15 protein-coding genes are annotated in these 15,987 nt (G+C 57.9%); 6 read left to right on the top strand and 9 right to left on the bottom strand.

Annotated elements, in window-relative coordinates:
• Positions 1-87 precede the first annotated feature (87 nt).
• Positions 88-990, top strand: a complete 903-nt coding sequence (locus tag ACR0LI_RS15215) for a LysR family transcriptional regulator (protein ID WP_171724589.1) — start codon at positions 88-90, stop codon at positions 988-990.
• 54 nt (positions 991-1,044) lie between these two features.
• Here ACR0LI_RS15215 and ACR0LI_RS15210 read toward each other — a convergent pair whose 3' ends face one another.
• The gene (locus ACR0LI_RS15210; protein ID WP_480621021.1) at positions 1,045-2,277 is read right to left on the bottom strand and encodes a urate hydroxylase PuuD; all 1,233 of its coding nucleotides are present in this window, start codon (positions 2,275-2,277) and stop codon (positions 1,045-1,047) included.
• A 101-nt stretch (positions 2,278-2,378) separates the two neighbouring features.
• On the opposite strand from ACR0LI_RS15210, the gene ACR0LI_RS15205 reads away from it, so the two are divergent.
• A complete protein-coding gene (locus ACR0LI_RS15205) occupies positions 2,379-3,299 on the top strand; it encodes a LysR family transcriptional regulator (protein WP_171724587.1) in 921 nt (306 codons plus the stop codon).
• Between the two features lie 5 nt (positions 3,300-3,304).
• On the opposite strand, the gene uraH is transcribed toward ACR0LI_RS15205, so the two are convergent.
• Positions 3,305-3,658, bottom strand: a complete 354-nt coding sequence (uraH, locus tag ACR0LI_RS15200) for a hydroxyisourate hydrolase (protein ID WP_171636440.1) — start codon at positions 3,656-3,658, stop codon at positions 3,305-3,307.
• Between the two features lie 146 nt (positions 3,659-3,804).
• Between uraH and puuE the strand changes: the two genes are divergently transcribed.
• From puuE to ACR0LI_RS15185, 3 genes are read left to right on the top strand one after another with little or no spacing between them, the layout of a single operon-like run.
• Positions 3,805-5,217 (top strand): allantoinase PuuE, encoded by a 1,413-nt coding sequence (puuE, locus tag ACR0LI_RS15195; RefSeq protein WP_480718782.1) that lies wholly within the window; start codon positions 3,805-3,807, stop codon positions 5,215-5,217.
• Positions 5,214-5,699, top strand: a complete 486-nt coding sequence (locus tag ACR0LI_RS15190; protein WP_171636438.1) for an ureidoglycolate lyase — start codon at positions 5,214-5,216, stop codon at positions 5,697-5,699. Before puuE ends, ACR0LI_RS15190 begins: the two co-directional genes overlap by 4 nt.
• Positions 5,700-5,752: 53 nt before the next feature.
• Positions 5,753-7,177, top strand: coding sequence for a uracil-xanthine permease family protein (locus ACR0LI_RS15185; protein WP_210093442.1), 1,425 nt, complete (start codon positions 5,753-5,755; stop codon positions 7,175-7,177).
• A gap of 166 nt (positions 7,178-7,343) precedes the next feature.
• Here ACR0LI_RS15185 and bhcD read toward each other — a convergent pair whose 3' ends face one another.
• The 4 genes from bhcD to bhcA form a co-directional block, all read right to left on the bottom strand.
• Positions 7,344-8,309, bottom strand: a complete 966-nt coding sequence (bhcD, locus tag ACR0LI_RS15180) for an iminosuccinate reductase BhcD (protein ID WP_171724584.1) — start codon at positions 8,307-8,309, stop codon at positions 7,344-7,346.
• A 116-nt stretch (positions 8,310-8,425) separates the two neighbouring features.
• Entirely contained in the window at positions 8,426-9,589 is a 1,164-nt protein-coding gene (gene bhcC / locus ACR0LI_RS15175; RefSeq protein WP_480718781.1) for a 3-hydroxy-D-aspartate aldolase BhcC, read from the bottom strand.
• A gap of 27 nt (positions 9,590-9,616) precedes the next feature.
• On the bottom strand, positions 9,617-10,585 hold the full coding sequence (gene bhcB, locus ACR0LI_RS15170; protein WP_171636430.1) for a beta-hydroxyaspartate dehydratase BhcB: 969 nt from the start codon (positions 10,583-10,585) through the stop codon (positions 9,617-9,619).
• Positions 10,585-11,775, bottom strand: a complete 1,191-nt coding sequence (bhcA, locus tag ACR0LI_RS15165) for an L-aspartate--glyoxylate aminotransferase BhcA (RefSeq protein ID WP_171636428.1) — start codon at positions 11,773-11,775, stop codon at positions 10,585-10,587. Before bhcA ends, bhcB begins: the two co-directional genes overlap by 1 nt.
• A 169-nt stretch (positions 11,776-11,944) precedes the next feature.
• Here bhcA and bhcR point away from each other — a divergent pair, with 169 nt between their 5' ends.
• Positions 11,945-12,793, top strand: coding sequence for an HTH-type transcriptional regulator BhcR (gene bhcR, locus ACR0LI_RS15160; protein ID WP_480488784.1), 849 nt, complete (start codon positions 11,945-11,947; stop codon positions 12,791-12,793).
• Here bhcR and ACR0LI_RS15155 read toward each other — a convergent pair.
• The 3 genes from ACR0LI_RS15155 to ACR0LI_RS15145 all read right to left on the bottom strand — a co-directional run bounded on the left by ACR0LI_RS15155 (position 12,771) and on the right by ACR0LI_RS15145 (position 15,985).
• Positions 12,771-13,643 (bottom strand): bifunctional allantoicase/(S)-ureidoglycine aminohydrolase, encoded by an 873-nt coding sequence (locus ACR0LI_RS15155; protein ID WP_171724579.1) that lies wholly within the window; start codon positions 13,641-13,643, stop codon positions 12,771-12,773. The two genes, bhcR and ACR0LI_RS15155, sit on opposite strands and share 23 nt — an antisense overlap.
• A gap of 183 nt (positions 13,644-13,826) precedes the next feature.
• Positions 13,827-14,960 carry an N-acetylglucosamine-6-phosphate deacetylase gene (gene nagA, locus ACR0LI_RS15150; protein ID WP_480718780.1) on the bottom strand — a complete coding sequence of 378 codons (1,134 nt, stop codon included), beginning with the start codon at positions 14,958-14,960 and terminating at the stop codon, positions 13,827-13,829.
• Entirely contained in the window at positions 14,957-15,985 is a 1,029-nt protein-coding gene (locus ACR0LI_RS15145) for an SIS domain-containing protein (protein ID WP_171724577.1), read from the bottom strand. The genes nagA and ACR0LI_RS15145 overlap by 4 nt, the downstream gene beginning before the upstream one ends.
• Positions 15,986-15,987 lie beyond the last annotated feature (2 nt).

Raw genomic sequence — 15,987 nt, 5'->3', positions numbered from 1 at the left:
GAAAATCGCTGCAAATGGCAAATACTTTCAACAGATCGTTGAAAAAGATGGGGCTATACCGCATTCTTTCGCTGCTGGGAGGATCCAATGTCTTACATCGAAAGTCTGCGTGTTTTTGTCCGCGTGATGGAGCTGGGCAGCATCACCTCTGGCGGGCGAGATCTTCGGTTGACCCCGGCGGTGGCCAGCAAACGGTTGAAAGAGCTTGAAAACCATCTGGGTGTGCGGCTGTTCAACCGAACCACCCGATCGATGACCCCAACCGAAGTGGGGACGGTTTTCTACGATGAAGCCAAGGCGGTCCTGCTGGCGCTTGATCACGCCGAAGCGCGTGTCGCCAGCTTTTCCGACGCGCCGCGGGGGGCGATCCGCATCACCGCGCCTTTGGGTGTCGGGCGCAGAATCGTTGCGCCTCTGGTGCCGGAATTCTCGGATCGTTACCCGGAAACAGAGATTCGCATGCGCCTGTCCGATCGCAAGGTGGACATTCTGGCCGACGGTCTGGACATCGCCTTTTTCATTGGAGAGCCTGGCGATTCAACCATGAAACTGCGGAAGTTCGCGGATTGTGATCGTGTTCTGTGCGCTTCGCCCGATTACCTGTCGCGGTTTGGGACGCCCAAAACACCGGATGATTTGTTGCACATGCCCCATAACTGCCTGTTGCTGCGTTATCCTAGGTCTCCGGAATACTATTGGACTCTTCGCACTGACATGGGGCCGCGAAAGCTTGAAGTTGGCGGCAAATACGACGCAGACGATGGTGATGTTCTGACCGACTGGGCCTTGTCCGGTCGTGGGATCGTCAACAAGCCGCGCTTTGACGTGCGGGAGTTTCTCGAGGATGGACGGCTGGTCGAGGTCCTGCCCGAGACGCCCCCCTTGCCAACGATTTTCGGGTGTCTTTATCCGCACAAAAAGCTGCAAGATCCCAAGGTGCGCCTGTTCGTCGAACATATCGCACAGCACAGCAAACGCTTTTTCGCATAAAGAAAAACCGGGCATCACGGCCCGGTTCGCTGTCATGGTTTCGCGCGCACGCGCCTAATGGTTTCTGACTTCACGCACCCATGCGATGATGGTTTGGCGTGCCTCTTCATCCATTTGCACTGCCGATGGTGGCGGCATTGCGTGGCTGATCCCGGCTTGCAGATAGATCTGGTCAGCATGTCGGGCCACATCTCCGGGTGTCTCAAGGTAAACTTTCTTCGGGGCCCATTTCATGGTGCCGTACACCGGCTCGCGGGCGTGGCACATCGAGCAATTGCCCAAGACCGTGTCATAGGCATCTTCGAAGCCCGCGGCGGACGCATATTTCTGCTCGTATAGTGTCAGCTCGCGCGCTTCGGCGTCTTCCCATGTCTCGGTGTTTCTCACCGAAGACAGCCAAGCGATCACGACCATTAGCAGAACCGTCACGCCCCAGGTCCAGTGCGGGCCTTTCCCAGTTGCGTGCATCGTGTTGAAATAGTGACGGATGGTGACGCCCGTCAGAAAGATCAGGCTGGCGATGATCCAGGAATACTCGGTGCCGAAAGCAAGTGGATAGTGGTTCGACAACATCAGGAACACGACCGGCAAAGTCAGATAGTTGTTATGCGTGGATCGTACCTTGGCGATCTTGCCGTATTTGGCATCAGGCGTCCGACCGGCCTTGAGGTCTTCGACCACGATCCGTTGGTTCGGCATGATCTGAAAGAACACGTTGGCCGTCATGATCGTTGCAGTGAAGGCGCCAAGATGCAAAAGCGCAGCACGACCGGTGAAGATCTGGTTGTAACCCCAGGACATGATCACCAGGATCACGAACAACAGCAGCATCAGAGCGGTGGGGTGATCGCTCAGCTTGGATTTGCACATCTGATCGTAGAGAAGCCAACCAATGGTCAGCGATCCGCCGGAAATCAGAATCCCCTGCCACAGCGCAAGGTCCACTTTGGTTGGATCAAGCAGGAACAGCTCGCCACCAACCCAGTATATGATCATGAGCAACGCCGCACCAGACAGCCAGGTCGTGTAACTCTGCCATTTGTGCCAGGTCAGGTGCTCGGGCATGCGCGAGGGCGCAACCAGGTATTTGACAGTGTGGTAGAAGCCGCCGCCATGTACTTCCCATTCTTCGCCGTAGGCCCCGTCCGGCAGGGCAGGGTTCGGCTTTAGCATGAGGTCCAGCGCGATAAAGTAGAATGACGCCCCAATCCACGCCATCGCGGTGATCACATGCAGCCAGCGGACGGAAAAGGCGATCCACTCCCACATTACGGCCAAGTCATACATGGCTTTGCTCCTAAGATTCTTTGCTTCCGGTTACTCTATGCGAGTGTGTTTTGCTCTGGTATTGCTGGTAAAGACCAAGCAGTATCAAAAAATGCAAAAAAATGTCCTACCTTGATAACATCAGAACCTTTGTCCGGGTCTATGAATTGGGCAGCATGTCCGCCGCGGGCCGTGATCTGAGGGTTTCGCCAGCCGTCACGTCGGCGCGTATATCGCAACTGGAAGAGCATCTTGGCGTGCGTTTGTTCCAACGCACGACACGCAGCCTGACGCCCACCGAGCAGGGAAAATCTTTCTATCGCGGCGCGGCAGAGATCCTTGAAGCGGTCGAAAGTGCCGAAGCCCAGATCGTCAATCTGACCGAAAACCTGAAAGGGTCACTCTATGTCGCGGCGCCGTTGGGAGTCGGGCGTCGGTTGATTGCGCCGCAGGTCCCGAAGTTTCTTGCCGAGTACCCCGAGGTGAACGTCCGGTTAAGGCTGACCGACCGAAAGGTTGATCTGACAACCGAAGGTCTGGACCTGGCATTTTTTCTTGGTCAGCCAGAGGACAGCAACCTGCGTATTCGCAAGATCGCGGATGTCGAAAGAGTGCTTTGTGCATCCCCGAAATACATCAAAAGGCGCGGGATGCCCGAAAGCGGGGACGCGTTGATCGCTGATGAGCACGAATGTCTCAATTTGCGGTTCCCGGGCGCGACCGAGTTTCAATGGCTTTTGAGGACCGATACGGGGCCAAAACGGTTCCGGGTTTCCGGGCGCTACGAGTCAGACGATGGCGACGTGCTGACAGACTGGGCCCTTGGCGGACATGGTATCGCGTTGAAGCCGATTTTTGAGATCGCTCAACATCTCAAGGCCGGGACATTGGTTCCGGTGGCGGAAAAGACGCCGCCAGAACCGATTCAGATGGCATGTCTGTTTACGCACCGCCGTATGCAGGACCCCAAAACGCGGCTTTTCATGGAATTCATAATCGAACGCATCGGGTCGTCGATTGCGGCGGCAAATACGGCCCGGTAGGTCGCTCAGCTGCCGCGATAGGTCGAGTACCCGAAGGGCGAAAGCAGCAGAGGCACGTGGTAATGCGAATGTTCGGACATTCCAAACCGGATCGGGATGACGTTCAGAAAGCGCGGGTTTTCAGGTGGTGTGCCGCAGGCATCAAGGTAATCCCCGGCATGGAAGACAAGTTCGTAGTCACCTGTTGAAAACTCTGCTTCGGGCAGAATTTGTTCGTTGGTCCTGCCGTCGTCATTGGTGAACAGAGTTTTCAGCAACTGGCGGTCTGCACCTTCAATGCGGAACAGTTCGATTTTCAATCCTTCGGCGGGGCACCCCCGGGCCGTATCCAGAACATGTGTTGTAAGGTAACCGGTCATTTGCGCTACTCCTCAAGTTATACAGTTACTAGTCTGTTTTCGCATCCAGGAGCAAAGGCAGTCTGTGGGAAGCTGCTTTCTGCATTTTTTGAAAAACATCTTTGATTATCTGGGGTATTGATCAATTCAAGAAGAAGGAAACCGATGTGAAGCCTTATCCACGAGACATGACCGGTTACGGTGGGCAAGTTCCCAAAGCAAACTGGCCGAACGACGCCAAAATCGCCATTCAGATCGTGCTGAATTACGAAGAGGGCGGTGAAAACAACGTTCTGCACGGCGATGCCGCATCCGAAGCGTTTCTGTCCGAGATCACCGGAGCCGCCCCTTGGCCGGGGCAACGGCATTGGAACATGGAATCGATCTATGAATACGGCAGCCGCGCGGGGTTCTGGCGCGTGCATCGCCTTTTGCAGGATCTGCCTGTTACCGTCTACGGTGTTGCAACCGCTTTGGCGCGTGCACCTGCACAGGTTGCGGCGATGAAGCATGCCGGGTGGGAGATCGCCAGCCACGGTTTGAAGTGGATTGAACACAAGGACATGGGCGCAGAAGAAGAACGTTCCCAGATCCGCGAAGCAATCCGCCTGCATACAGAGGTTACAGGTCAGCCGCCCCGTGGTTGGTATACGGGCCGCTGTTCGATGAATACGGTCGAATTGGCCGCTCAGGAAGGCGACTTTGCCTATATCGCCGACAGCTACGCCGACGATCTGCCATACTGGATCAAGGCAGGGGGCAAGGATCAACTGATCATGCCCTATACACTGGACTGTAACGATATGCGCTTTGCAATTCAGGCGGGGTTCACCAATGGGGAACAGTTTGAAAGCTATCTGAAAGACAGCTTTGACATGCTCTATTCCGAGGGTGAGGCGGGCGCGGCCAAGATGCTCTCGATTGGGTTGCACTGCCGTCTGATCGGTCGCCCCGGTCGCGCCATGGCGCTAAAACGCGCACTTGATTATTTCAGGAAACACGAAGGTGTCTGGTTCGCAACGCGCGAGCAGATTGCCGAACACTGGGCCATTGAACACCCGCCGGTGCAATGTCTGACCCCGTCCAAAATGGATCGACCAACCTTTGTGTCGGAATTCGGCGGCGTGTTCGAGCACAGCCCGTGGATTGCCGAAGGTGCGTACGAACTGGAAATGAGCCCGACGCATGACAATGCCGCTGGTGTCCACAACGCGCTGGCGCGTGTGTTCCGTTCCGCCTCGCCCGAGCAGCGCCTTGGCGTTCTGACAGCCCACCCGGACCTGGCTGGCAAGCTGGCCGCCGCCGGCCGCCTGACCAAGGAAAGCACCGCGGAACAGGCCGGTGCGGGTCTGGACATGCTGACCGATGAAGAACGCGCAACGTTCACGGCGTTGAACGAAACCTACACGACCAAGTTCGGCTTTCCTTTCATCATTGCCGTCAAAGACAACACCAAGGCCAGCATTCTGGAAGCCTTTCGCCGTCGCATCGACAATGACCGCGACAGCGAATTTGCCGAAGCCTGCCGTCAGGTCGAGCGCATTGCCGAATTGCGTCTGATCGAGAAGTTCGCGCAATGACGGCTGGCTTGAAACTCCGTCCCTTGACGTCAGAGGCATTTGCACCATTTGGCGATGTCATCGAGGCGGCTGGCCGGGTGGACAAGCTTATAAATCAGGGCAGATGCGCCCGCTATCACGACCGGGCCGTGTTGGATTTCCACGATGGGCGCGCGGGTATCAGTGTGTTTCAGTCCGAAGCCTTCAGCCTGCCGATCAAGTTGGAAATGGTTGAACGCCATCCGGATGGCAGCCAAGCCTTTTTGCCTTTGTCGGAGAAACCATTTGTCGTGGTTGTGGCCCCGGATGAAAACGGAAAACCCGGTCGGCCCATCGCCTTCAAAACAGCGCCCGGACAGGGAGTGAATTATCATCGCAACACTTGGCATGGCGTTCTGACCCCGCTTCATGCGCCCGGACTTTTTGCGGTGGTCGACCGAATTGGAGCCGGGCCCAACCTCGAAGAGCATTGGTTCGAGGAGGCGTTTGAAATCACAGAATGAGGCGCGTTGCCGGAAGAGGAGCCGGCTGCGAACCTCAAGGGAGGAAAGACCAAATGTCAGATGCATCCATCGGATCGCCGGAACAACTCCGCGATCCGAATTATACTCCGCCGCTGCTTAAGGCGGTGCCGCTTGGAATTCAGCATGTGCTGGCGATGTTCGTGTCCAACGTCACGCCAGCCATTATCGTTTGTGGCGCGGCCGGTTTCGGCTTTGGCTCGAACAGCCCCGATTTCCCGCAGATGATCTACATGATCCAGATGTCGATGTTCTTCGCGGGCGTCGCCACGTTGTTTCAATCTGTTGGCATAGGCCCGGTCGGTGCCCGGCTGCCGATCGTACAGGGAACATCGTTTGCCTTTATCCCGATCATGATTCCACTGGTGGTTGGCAAGGGCGTTGACGCAATTGCCGTCCTGATGGGCGGGGTCGTTGTCGGTGGCTTGTTCCACGCCTGCCTCGGGCTGTTCATAGGGCGCATTCGCTTTGCTCTTCCGCCGCTGGTTACAGGCCTTGTGGTGACCATGATCGGCCTGGCCCTTGTCAAAGTCGGCATTCAATATGCCGCCGGCGGTGTACCCGCCATAGGCACCGAGGAATATGGCTCGGGTCTGAACTGGTTCATGGCAGGAACCGTAATCGTGGTCACGCTTGGCCTGAAATTCTTTGCCCGGGGCATGTTGTCGGTGTCGGCGGTTCTCATCGGACTGCTGGTCGGATACGCCGTGGCCTTCCTGCTTGGCCAGGTGAATCTGGGCAACGTCGGCAACGCGGCATCCTTTGCACTGCCGAACCCCTTGCATTTTGGCCTTGAATTTTCGGTCGCGGCCATCATCGGTTTCTGTGCAATGTCCTTTGTTTCCGCCGTTGAAACCGTTGGGGACGTATCCGGTATCACCAAGGGGGGCGCTGGCCGAGAAGCTACCGACAAGGAAATACAGGGCGCGACCTATGCTGATGGTCTTGGTACTGCGATCTCTGGTCTGTTTGGGGCGCTGCCGAACACGTCGTTCAGCCAGAATGTCGGGTTGATTGCCATGACCGGAGTCATGAGCCGCATGGTCGTGACCATCGGCGCGGTTTTCCTGATCATTTGCGGGCTTATTCCAAAGATCGGGGCGATAATCTCGTCCATTCCGATTGAGGTTCTTGGCGGCGGCGTGATCGTGATGTTCGGCATGGTTGTTGCCGCAGGGGTTTCGATGCTGTCGGACGTGAACTGGAACCGGCGCAACATGGTGATTTTTGCAATCGCCCTAAGCCTTGGACTGGGTTTGCAGCTGGAACCCAACGCGTTGCAATACTTGCCCGGCACATTGAAGGTTCTGGCGACATCAGGAATCCTGCCCGCCGCCGTCATCGCCATTGTATTGAATCTGGTGCTTCCCGAAGAACTTTCCGACGAAGCGACGGAAGAGGTCTCGGGCGGTATGGCCGGACATGGTCTTGGGTCCATCGAGCAAGACGACCACGTCTGATGCGTTCGGCGTGATACACTGATCGTTCTGGAAAAAACATGAAGCGGCGCGCCTAGGCGCGCCGCGTTTCATTGTTTGGTCACCATTGAATGGAGATCTGCTGTCAAAAGCTCTTCGCCCAAAAGGACCGCCGAGACAATGCCCAAGAAGGTGACGCCGTCTGGCTTCAGAAATCGACCTCGATCGCGACCCCTTTCCGAACGGCGAGGTCAACCACGGACGCGGCGACCGCAAGATCTTGAAGGCCCACACCCGTGCCATCGAACAGCGTGATCTGATTGTCCGATATCCGGCCCGGATCGGTGCCGTTGATGACCGCGCCAAGCTGCGCCACGTCGCTTTCCTGGATCAGGCCTTCGGCCACCGCGTGCTGCGCTTCGCCGATGCTGACGGATTGCGCGACTTCGTCCGTGAACACGCTGGCCCTGGCCAGAAGGGCGGCTTCGACTTCCTGTTTTCCTTTGGTGTCCGTGCCCATGCAGGCGATATGAGTTCCGGGGCTGACATGGTTTGCCATCAGCGAGGGCGCAAAGGCCGAAGTGATCGAAATGATCACATCCGCCTCAGTCATTTCGTCAAGCTCGACCGCCTGGAACGGAACGCCGGCTTCATTGGCGACCTTCTCGATATTCGGCAGCATTTCGGGGTGGTAGTTCCAGCCAATGATCTTTTCAAAGGCGCGCTGCTCCAAAGCCGCGCGAAGCTGAAAGGCTGCCTGGTGGCCAGCGCCCATCATGCCTATGACCTTGGCGTCCCTGCGTGCGAGATGCTTGATCGATACCGATGATGCTGCCGCCGTTCGAAGGGCCGTCAGAAGGTTCCCGCCGACCATCGCAGATGGCTTGCCGGTGTCGGGGTCGAAAAGAAAAACGGTGGACTGGTGGTTGATCAGCCCGCGTTTTTCCAGATTGTTCGGCCAATAGCCGCCCGCCTTCAGTCCCAGCGTCAGGCCGGCGCGGTCAAACCCCCCTTTGAAGCCGTACAGTGCATCTTCGTGCCCGATGGCTTCACGCACGACAGCGAAGTTGTAGGCGTCGCCGGACGCCATTGCGGCAAAGACCTGTTCGACCGCGTCAAAAGCCGCTTGTCGGGTCATAAGGTCAGCGATCTCACGCTCGGGTACGATCAGCATTTCATTCTCCAATCAAACATTCGTGCGCCCGCGTGCCACCGCCGGAAGGAGAGCATACACGCGGGCGGCTGTCTGGCTGCTTCCGAGCCAGCCCTCCCAAACACGGCAAGTTCGGATCAATAAGCGCGTCCGCGGGCGGATACGGGCCAGACGGTCTCGACCTTGCCGTTGCGAACGCCGACATACCAATCATGTACATTTGCGGTTGGGTCGCAGTGCCCCGGAACCAGCCTGAGCTTGTCGTTGACCTTCAGCACACCGTTCGGGTCCATGACGACGCCGTGTTCGTCCGAACATTTGATGTACTCGACATCATCTCGGCCGAAGATAACGGGCAGACCGCTGTCCACCGATTGCGCCTTGAGGCCCGCATCGACGATCGCCTTGTCCGCCTTGGCGTGGCTCATGACGCTGGTCAGGATGAAGAAGGCGTTTTCCCACTCGCCCTGATCGATCCGGTTGCCGTCCTTGTCCAGGATACGGCCGTAATCGGCATCCATGAAGGCGTAGGACCCGCATTGCAGTTCGTTGTACACGCCCGAGTTGGACTCGAAGTAGTATGAACCGGTGCCACCGCCCGAGACCAATTCGCACTCGATGCCTTCGGCTTTGAGGCCCTCAACTGCGTCTTTTACCATGGCAATGGCGGTGTCGAGCTTTTCCTTGCGCGCTTCATAGCTGTCGAGGTGCTGCATGGCCCCCTGATAGGCCTGTATGCCGGTGAATTTCAGGTTCTCGGCTGCTTCGACCGCTTTGGCGATTTCGATCACGTCGGATGTTGTCGTTACACCGCACCGGCCAGCGCCGCAGTCGATTTCGACGAAGACCTCCAACTGTGTTCCGTGATCCACCGCCGCGCCTGAAAGATCCGCGACATTGTCCAGATCATCGACACAGACGATAATGCGGCTGCCCAGCTTTGGCAGGCTGGCAAGACGGTCGATCTTGGCGGGGTCACGCACCTGGTTCGACACCAGAACGTCCTTGATGCCGCCGCGCACGAACACCTCGGCCTCTGAAACTTTCTGGCAGCAGACGCCCACGGCGCCTCCGATCTTCTCCTGCAACTTGGCCACGTCTACCGATTTGTGCATTTTTCCATGCACGCGGTGGCGCATGCCGTGCGCCTTGGCATAGTCGCCCATCTTCTTGATGTTGCGTTCAAGCGCGTCGAGATCCAGCACAAGAGAGGGGGTCTGGATATCTTCTTCATCCATTCCGGGCTTGGCCGGAATGTCAAAGCCTACTTCGAATTCGTCGAGATTGGTCATATCTTTCATTTCCGTATTCCTATGTCGGGATTGATGTCACGCGTTCAGCCAGGGCAGCCTGTCCAGATCGACATTACCCCCGGTTATGATCAGGCCGACACGCTTGCCTTTGAATGCGTCCGGGTTCTTCAGGATCGTGGCCAGCGGAACGGCCGAAGATGGCTCCATCACGATCCGAAGGTGTTTCCACGTCAGCTTCATCGCGTCGATGATCTCTTGCTCTGATGCCGTGTAAATCTCGGATACGTGGTTCGACACGAAATGCCAGGTCAACTCTTTCAGCGGCACCAGCAGCCCGTCGGCGATCGTCTTGGGTGCGTCATCCGCGATGATGTGGCCGGCCTTGAAGCTGCGATAGGCATCGTCGGCCTGTTCCGGTTCCGCCGCGATGATCGCGGTTTCCGGGGCGAGCGTCGAAAGTGTCAGACAGGTGCCGGACACCATGCCGCCGCCGCCGATAGGCGCGACAACCGCATCCAGACCATCGGTCTGCTCGATGAACTCGCGCGAACAGGTGCCTTGCCCGGCAATCACGCGCGGATCGTTGTAGGGATGGACGAAATCCCCGCCCGTGGCGGCCTGAACCTCGGCAAAGGTTGCTTCGCGCGACGAGGTGGAGGGCTCACATTCCGTGATCTTCCCACCATAGCGCCGCACCGTGTCTTTCTTTGCCTGTGGCGCTGTGCGCGGCATGACGACATTGCACGGTATGCCCCGCTTCATTGCCGCATAGGACAGGCACGAGGCGTGGTTGCCTGAAGAATGGGTTGCGACGCCTTTCCTGGCCTGTTCGTCGTCAAGGCCAAACACGGCGTTTGCAGCGCCGCGAACCTTGAAGGCGCCCGGTTCCTGAAAGTTTTCACATTTGAAGAACAGCTGTGCACCGGATAGCTCGTTCAGATAGTCTGATGTGCGGACCGGTGTGCGGCGGATGAAAGGTTCAATCCGATCATGTGCCGCCAGCATGTCCTCGTAGGTAGGGATATACATGTTGCAGTCCTTCATCACGCGGCGTCCTTTTGAATGGCGCCCGAATGACCGCGATAGTATTCCTGCGCAGCCGCCACGCCCGAGCCCAACTGGATGTTCAGGCCCAGGTCGACCATGCACATTTCAGCGGTGGCAATCCCGGACAGGGCCATGACATCCGTCAGGCTTCCCAGATGCCCGATGCGGAATACCTTGCCCGCGACTTCGCCAAGACCGACACCGAAGGCAACGCCGTATTTTTCGGCCGCGTGCGTGACAATATCGGTGGCGTTGAAACCGTTTGGCGTACGGATCGCGCTGACGGTGTCAGAATAAACCGAAGGGTTCGCTGCGCACAGGTCCAGCCCCCAGGCGCCCACGGCGGCGCGCACGCCTTCGGCAATACGGTGATGCCGGGCAAAGACGTTTTCCAAACCTTCACCCAGCAGCATGTCACAGGCCTGATTGAGGCCATTCATCAAGCCAACCGCAGGTGTGTAAGGGTATGCGCTGTTGGCATAGCCTTTCGCCATGTCGTGCACGTCAAAGAAGGTGCGGGGCAGGGTCCCTGTGCTGGTCGCGTCCATTGCCCGCTGGCTGAACCCGACGATGGCAAGGCCCGCAGGCAACATGAACCCTTTCTGCGAACCCGTGACGGCCACATCAACGCCCCATTCGTCAAAACGGAAATCCATGGATCCGATCGATGAAACACCATCGACGAACAGCATTGCGGGGTGCCCGGCAGCATTCAGAGCCTTGCGTACAGCGGCAATATCCGATTTCACACCGGTCGCCGTTTCGTTATGCGTGGCAAGAACAGCCTTGATTTCGTGGCTTGTGTCGGCGGTCAGAATCTCTTCGTAACGATCGGCTGGCAGCCCTTCGCCCCAAGGGGTTTCGACGATCTCGACATTCAGACCGTGGCGCTGGCACATATCGATCCAGCGATGGCTGAACATGCCGTTGCGCGCCGCCAGAACCTTGTCACCGGCCGACAGGGTGTTGGTCAGCGCGGTCTCCCAGCCTCCGGTTCCGGTCGACGGGAAAATGAAGATTTCGGCGCTGTCGCTTTTCAGAATTTTTTGCACACCCGCGCGGGCTGGGTGCAGAATCTGCCCGAACAGCGGCGAGCGGTGGTCGATCGTGGGCATGTCGCAAGCCTTGCGCAGGCTTTCGGGGATATTGGTCGGGCCCGGAATGAAAACGGGATTTTGAAAGCTCATGGGTGGTCTCCTTCCGTCGTTGACCACACAATAAGTTCTAGCCGCTCTGCCCGATATATTTTTGAAAAAGCCTTTCAAAACACCACGTTTTGAATTTAATTTATAATTGTCAGAGCCTTATATTTTTCATATCATGAATTAGTCTTTCACGAATGATCAAAGGGTTTTTATGGATTCTCAAGACAATACTCGCGAAGTCCGCAGAAAAGCCCGTGGAAGACCACGAGGATGGGACGACAAGACAGCGCAAAACACGATCAAATCTCTCGACCGTGCGATGGAAGTTTTTGAGTATTTGAGTGAAGCGCAGGGCAAGGCGTTAACCGCGCTATCCGACGAAATGGGCCAGTCGCCCGCCACAGTTTACCGAATTCTCGTTACACTAGAGGGCAGGGGACTTGTCGAGTTCGATCATGACGAGCAGGTCTGGCACATCGGTCCTCGTGCGTTCGTAATCGGCTCGCGCTTCCTGCGTCGCACCAGCCTTGTGGACCGGGCCCGACCCGTGATGCGAAAGCTGATGGAGGCCACCGGCGAGACCGCAAACCTGGGGGTCGAAAAAGAAGGAATGGTGTTGTTCCTGAGCCAGGTTGAAACCCATGCCAGCATCCGGGCGTTTTTCCCACCGGGCACGCTGTCTCCGATGCACGCATCGGGCATCGGGAAAGCTTTGTTGGCATATATGGATGAAGATCGGCTGGACCGGCTGTTGGCCAAGACAGAACTGCGGGCCTTCACGGACCGGTCGATTACCAGCCCGGCCGCGCTGAAAGAAGATCTTGCCATGGTCAGGGCACAGGGCTTCTCGATAGACAACGAAGAAAAAAACGCGGGTATGCGATGTATCGCTGCGCCGGTTTTCGATATCAACCGAGAGGCTGTAGCCGGGATTTCGGTATCCGGACCGACAAGCCGCGTCAGCGAAGCCGAAATCGCGCGCCTAAGCCGCCCCGTCATCGAGGCGGCGCGTCAGTTAACTCTGGCCATCGGCGGGACTATTTCTGCGCCGCTGTCTTGAGGCTCCGGTGCTGCGGATAAGCCGCTGGTCCCGGCCGCAGGGCCATATGACGGTTCACGTCTTTGTACAGCAGGTAACGGAACTTACCCGGTCCGCCCGCATAACAGGCCTGCGGGCAGAACGCGCGCAACCACATGTAATCGCCGGCCTCGACCTCTACCCAATCATTGTTCAGCCTGTAGACGGCCTTTCCCTCAAGAACATACAGACCATGTTCCATCACATGTGTTTCAAGGAAAGGAATGACGGCGCCGGGCTCGAAAGTCACCACGGTCACGTGCATATCGTGCCGCAGGTCACTTGGATCGACAAAGCGCGTCGTGGCCCATTTGCCGTCGGTTCCGGGCATCGGCGTCGGCGTGATCTCATTTTCGTTGAGAACCAGAACGTCCGGGCGGTCAAGCCCTTCCACCGCTTCATAAGCCTTTCGAATCCAATGGAAGCGCAGGGTCTCACCGCCTCGGTTTCGTAAGGTCCAGTTGCATTCAGCGGGCAGGTAGGCATAGCCGCCGGGCGTCAGTTCATGGGTCGTGCCGTCGGCCGTCAAGGTCGCTGTGCCTTCGACCACGAACAAAACGCCTTCGGCTTCGGGATCGGTCTCAGGACGGTCAGAGCCACCGCCGGGCTGAACCTCCATGATGTATTGCGAAAAGGTTTCGGCAAAGCCGCTTAGCGGGCGGGATATCACCCATAAGCGGGTGTCGTCCCAAAACGGCAGAAAACTGGTCACGATATCCCGCATCGTTCCCTTTGGGATCACTGCATAAGCGTCAGTAAATACGGCGCGGTCAGTCAGCAATTGCTCCTGACCAGGGTGCCCACCGTGTGGAGAATAATACTTGGCGGTCATGCATGCTCCTGAAAAATGTCATATGCCTGAAATATGCGCCGAAGGATCGGTGCGGACCACCCGCAAAAAGTTGACAGCTCTATTCGTGAAGATTTGAAAAATCAGAATTTGGCCGTCGTTAAGCGCGCGCAGCATTGGCATCATGCGTGCGCTGCGCAGCCGGTCGGACCAACAAGGATTGGGTCAGGGTTGCACCGGTCTGACCCCGGACAGATCCGGGGCAATCCGTATCATCTGCGACAGGTCAGGTTTCAGTCCTGTGCTTTTACCGGAAATCATCCCAAGCGGAACGCTTGTCGCTGCGGCGAGTGCATCCTGAACGGGGATCCCAGCTTGTTCCGTCAGAACCCGCACCGCTTTTGTCAGGCACAAGTCTGCCCCGGCCAGAGTGCCGTCCTCCAAAGTCAGCCTGCCGTTTTCCCGCCGGATCCGGCGTCCTTCCAACTGAAACTCGGTCAGTGACGTTCCGGCGACCGCCATCGCATCGCTGACAAGGAAAATCCGCCCTGGTCCGCGCTTGGCGGCCCAGGCAATCCGTATCGTATCGGGATGAACGTGGATTCCATCCGCGATCAAGCCCGCCGATAGCGATCCGCAGGATAGCGCCGCGCCGACCAGTCCCGGTTCACGACTGCCAAGCTGGCTCATCGCATTGAACAGATGCGTTGCGCACTGCGCCCCGGCCCTTGAAAACGCCTGGCAGGTTTCAAAAGGCGCGTCCGTATGCCCCAGAGAAACGATGACCCCCGCGCGTTTCAACTCTTCAACCTGTTGCGGGGTTGTGCTTTCAGGTGCTAGCGTGACCATCAATGCAGGCAGGTGTTTTGCATCGTCGATCAGAATTTCCAGATCGGTTTGCTGCATCGGGCGGATCAGGGCGGCATCATGTGCGCCCTTGCGTCGCACAGACAGGTGCGGACCTTCCAGATGCAGGCCCGCAATGCCGGGAACACCCGTCTGAACGGCCTTGATGGCGGCATCAATCGCGGCCCGGGTTTTCTCGGCCGTGTCCGTGATCAGGGTTGGCAGGATGCGAGTGGCACCCAGCGCGCGATGAGCGCTGGTGATTTGGGTCAGCGTGTGAACCGATGGATCGTCGTTGAACATCACGCCACCGCCGCCGTTGACCTGCAAGTCCGCATAGCCGGGGCTGAGGATGTCGCCATGCAGATCCTCGATCTGGTCATCCTGTGCGATCTGGGCCTCAGGTAGCAACGCATCCAGCACGCCGTTTCTGAACCGTGCGGCATATCCTTCACGCAATTCAGTGCCATCGAAGATCGGGCCGCCCGCAAAGGTAACAGTAGAGGGGGTCATACCGTTTCCGTCACTTTTTTCAGATGGCGCGGTGTGTCCGGGTCGATCCCGCGTTGTGTGGCCACCTTCTCCACCATTCCATAAAACGCAGCGATTGTCGGTATCGGGTCCGTCATCCAATGCGACGTCCGGACATGGGGCAGTTCCGTGGCGTGTTTAACGCGGCCGGTTGTGGCGAAAACCACAGCGCCCTTGGACGCCAGTGCGTCCGCAACTTCGGCCAGATTGTCCTCTGCTGCATCCCCGGACGACAGGGCAAGCACTGGAAAGCCCTGATCCACGATGGAAACCGGGCCGTGCAGAACCTCGGCCGCCGAATAGCTTTCTGCGTGGATCTGGCAGGTTTCCTTGAATTTCAACGCGGCTTCGTTGGAGATTGCCAAAGACAGGCCCCGGCCCAAGGTAAACAAAGAACGCCCATCCACCGCGTCCGCCACGGCGCTCCAGTCGCAGGCGATTGCCGTCGACAAACTGTCCGGCAGCCCATGGATTGCGCGCAACAGGTGATCTTCGCGCTTCACCTGCGCAATCAGCCACAGCCCGGCGACCAGAGACGTCACGAATGTCTTTGTCGCCGCCACGCTCAGTTCGGGGCCCGCGTGAATGGGCAGCGTTGCCGCAGCCGCCTCGGCCAGGGCAGAGGCAGGGTTGTTCGTGATCGCGACCGAGTAAGCCCCGCCGGATGTGAGCGACTGCGTTAGCTGCACGATATCCGGGCTCTGACCGGATTGTGAGACTGAGATGCAGATTGCATCCTCGCAACGCATGTCGACCCCGTAGATGGATTTCACCGACGGTCCGACCGAAGCCATCGGCAAACCAAGCAACAGTTCCGAGGCGTATTTCAGAAAGCTGCACGCATGATCCGAGGATCCGCGCGCCACCGAGATCAGGAACCGCGGGTCGCGGGCCCGGATCTCGTCGGCGGTTTGCGCGATCAATTCCGCGCCCTCGGTCAGAAGGCGGTCTACGGCGTCGGGAATCTCATCGATCTCGCGCCGCATCTGAGTGGTTGTGTCAGGCATTT

The sequence above is a fragment of the Ruegeria sp. CL7 genome, assembly GCF_056536445.1.
Note: the sequence above shows the minus strand (reverse complement) of the source record. Positions and strands in the feature narration are given on the sequence as shown.